At 59.6% G+C, this 2,994-nt stretch carries 6 protein-coding genes; 2 read left to right on the top strand and 4 right to left on the bottom strand.

The genetic code is table 11. The features are described 5' to 3' along the window. The first annotated feature begins 19 nt into the window (after window positions 1-19). Window positions 20-469 (top strand): hypothetical protein, encoded by a 450-nt coding sequence (locus ACWGS9_RS34475; protein WP_454509393.1) that lies wholly within the window; start codon window positions 20-22, stop codon window positions 467-469. 286 nt (window positions 470-755) lie between these two features. On the opposite strand, the gene ACWGS9_RS34470 is transcribed toward ACWGS9_RS34475, so the two are convergent. Genes ACWGS9_RS34470 through ACWGS9_RS34460 form a run of 3 tightly spaced genes read right to left on the bottom strand, consistent with a single transcriptional unit; the run spans window position 756 to window position 2,075 of the window. Continuing rightward, window positions 756-1,127: a hypothetical protein gene (locus ACWGS9_RS34470; protein ID WP_454509392.1), complete on the bottom strand. Its 372-nt coding sequence runs from the start codon at window positions 1,125-1,127 to the stop codon at window positions 756-758. 2 nt (window positions 1,128-1,129) lie between these two features. After that, window positions 1,130-1,444: a single-stranded DNA-binding protein gene (locus tag ACWGS9_RS34465; RefSeq protein ID WP_454509391.1), complete on the bottom strand. Its 315-nt coding sequence runs from the start codon at window positions 1,442-1,444 to the stop codon at window positions 1,130-1,132. A gap of 55 nt (window positions 1,445-1,499) precedes the next feature. Next, window positions 1,500-2,075, bottom strand: a complete 576-nt coding sequence (locus ACWGS9_RS34460; protein WP_454509390.1) for a hypothetical protein — start codon at window positions 2,073-2,075, stop codon at window positions 1,500-1,502. 104 nt (window positions 2,076-2,179) lie between these two features. Here ACWGS9_RS34460 and ACWGS9_RS34455 point away from each other — a divergent pair, with 104 nt between their 5' ends. Beyond that, on the top strand, window positions 2,180-2,704 hold the full coding sequence (locus ACWGS9_RS34455; RefSeq protein ID WP_454509389.1) for a helix-turn-helix domain-containing protein: 525 nt from the start codon (window positions 2,180-2,182) through the stop codon (window positions 2,702-2,704). 81 nt (window positions 2,705-2,785) lie between these two features. On the opposite strand, the gene ACWGS9_RS34450 is transcribed toward ACWGS9_RS34455, so the two are convergent. Then, the coding region (locus tag ACWGS9_RS34450; RefSeq protein WP_454509388.1) for a hypothetical protein at window positions 2,786-2,994 on the bottom strand (209 nt) is incomplete at its 5' end.

Below are 2,994 nucleotides of genomic sequence, written 5' to 3'. Positions count from 1 at the left end.
AGCGAGGCGTGCGGAGCGGATGGTTAGGGAGATATTGGTGGCCGCAGCGGCGGCTGCGAGCGTCGGCGCCGCCGCTCTAGGTGATCAGTCCAAGGGGGGCGGCAGCAATCCGATGTGGCCTGCCGGGCTACGATGGGATTGCTCGACGGCAGCAAAAATTGTGTGTGAACGCGACGGCTCCTGCAAGGTCGCTAAAGGGGATGCTCAATTCCTGCTCAATTACGACAACAACAACATCGAGTTTGCCAGCGGCGATGTCCGCATCAGGCGCCATTATCAGCAAACGGTGCAGGCGAGTCCGCTTCAAAGCGAGGTCAAGGTGGAGCTGGCCGACAATCGGGTCATCTGGCTGACGGCGGTAGACGCCAGCCGCACCTATTCCGACGCTTGGGTCGGCGCCCTGACGGAATTGAAGGGCGGCGCCGTCCTTTTGGAATCCCAAGGCGTCTATTGCACCCCGCACAAGTGAGCGACGCGAACCGAGCCCGCGCCAAGCACGGCTCCTGTAGAGCAAACCGCCAGCGGCCCGTTATCTCCGGCCTCCGCCGTCCCTACGGCGCTGTGGGGGGCGCGCTCCGGCTCCGGCTCTTTGGGCACGGGAATTGCGGCGACACGAAATGAAGATCCTTCGATGGGCCGGATTGCGGGTCAGATAGTTCCGGTGCCGCCAGCGGGCGATCACTGCAGGAAGGATTTCGACGGTGTTGAGACAGACCGCGGACCTGCGCCGAAACATGACCTTCGCAAGCAGACAATCATTGAACCTGCCCCGCTTGCCAGCCATCAGGTCCCCTGGAGAACGCGACCACGCCAACAGCTTCGTCTTTCCAAAAAGTGCGAAGCTTGTACTTCTCGGCGCACTGCACGCCAGGTCCGACGGTGTTCTTCGAGCACTCTCCCAGCCGCAGCGTCGCTTGATCAGTGTTCTTTGCTCGCCGGAAAGCTTCCAAAGCCTTGGCCGGAGATGGAATCTCAAGGCCGGCTGCGGCCAATTTTTCACACAGCGCCGGCTCGGACGCAATCGCTGCGGTGAGCTGGTCTTGTGTCGGATAAAGAGCGAGCGTGCCGCCTATGCCGACCAATGTTCCGGACGCCGCCCCCATGACAAGAGCCCCGGCATTGAACATGATTACGGCTTCGGAAAAACGTTGAACGTCGAGGCGATAAGGTCCGTGGTATAGACCGTCTCACCGTTGCGTTTGAAAGAGTTGTTGCTGATTCGGCCTTCGACAAGGACAACATCGCCGGGCTTGGCGTTCTCGGCTACCCAGGCGGCTTGCTTCTCCTCCAGGACCGTTACCTGGACCCAATCAGTGGCTTCCTTGGGTTGGCCTTGTTCGTCGCGCCAATTGCGATTGGTGGCAATGTTGACCCTGGTGCTTTTGTCGAAGGGCGCTACCGACCCGACATTGCCATGAATGGTGAACCTGTTGACGCTTTTCATCGGGGTAACTGCCTCTTTTCATACACCTAATTTAGCCGTCCGGGGTGACTCAAGATTATGGTCTGCTAAGGTTGAACCAGCTGCGCTGCCGCAGCCCGTTCGCGTCGTCGTAATCGATGTAGTAAGGCTTCGCGCGGCGTGGGCGTTGGATGTCGTAATAGGTGGTTGTTCGATCGTTATGCGCTCCGCTCGGTACATAGCTAAGTTGGACCGGCACGGTGCGGCCGCCGAGTTGGATGGTTCCCGTCGGGTTTCCATCGGCCTCTCCACGCTGCACTCCAGAGCTGCCAAGCTGACCGAGGTTGCCAGCCGCGATTCGGCACATGCCGCCTTGGCCTTGTCCCGGCCGGTCGGTTGCCGGCGCGTAAGGCGTCCATCCCTGCGGGCAGGCCTCGTACGGATCGTAGCGGGCGCCGGACGAATTGGCCTGCGGACAAGTCGGCCAGGAAAACCCAGGCAGTCCCATGGCGTCGATCAGCCGATCAATTGGCGGATGGCAAGAGGGCGTGCCCTGCCAGTCACCAGACAGACAAAGGAGGACCTGACACCCCCACTCGGATGCAAGTGCTTGGGACGAAACAGACGCGGCGCCCGCGATAGCGGCAGCGCTCACAACGAGATACTTCAGCACGGTCGTGACCCTTTTTCTCTGTGCGCCATTTGACACTTTACTATGGATTTTGGTCTGGGAAAAGGGCAGATCGAACAGGCGAGTTCGTGCGAATACACAGATTTATGCTGCCAAATGAAGCGGGCGAGGTGAACAACCCCCTTCGAGACAATATCGCGGCGTTCCTTGAAAGCGAGCGCCGTAAGCGAAAGCTTCGCCATCAACAGATGGCGGAACTGTTCAGAACGTCACCCGGTCAAGGGCTCGCGTACCGCACTTACATTCGGACCACTAGAAAGCGAAACAACGCGACGCTCCAGACGGTCGAACACATGGCCCAGGCGCTACAGGTCTCGATCGCGACACTTCTGGTCGGCGGCGCCAAGGTGGAACCCTGGGCGCACAAGCTCACCGAAAAATCGATTCGCACGCGCCTCGCCGCCATCATCAACAACGAGCGTGAGCGCCGCAATCTGCTCCGCTATCAAATGGCGGAGCTTATGGGTGTGTCGAAGATCACTTTCACCAAGCTCGAGCGCGCGACCGGCAATGTCAGCATCGATACGATCGCCGCCGTCGGCAAGGCGCTCGGCCGCAACCCGGCGACCTTTTTGTTTGAGGAATCCGACAGCCAGCACCAACCAGCCTGATTTGGCGCGGCCGATAGCCAAGGCTGCCTTTCAACAGTCTCTTGCGGGTCTCGACAATCCTGGTTTTGGCGACGCCGGCCGTTAGCCTGTCGACGTTTTGTGAATAGCGAATGGATTCAAGTCGCCCGAAGTGCCGCCGGATCGGCTGCTGGACGGTGGTCCGCTAAGTTTATTGCGGTACGTTCCTGTGGACGCCGCTTTTTTGAAGGCAGCCGGATAAAATTTGAGGCCGAGATTGGGCCGAAATTTTGCAATCCACTCGATCTGACGGCGATGCACGACAACGATGT

It is taken from the genome of Mesorhizobium sp. Arg314 (genome assembly GCF_053714275.1).
This window is presented reverse-complemented; position numbering and strand designations above follow the sequence as displayed.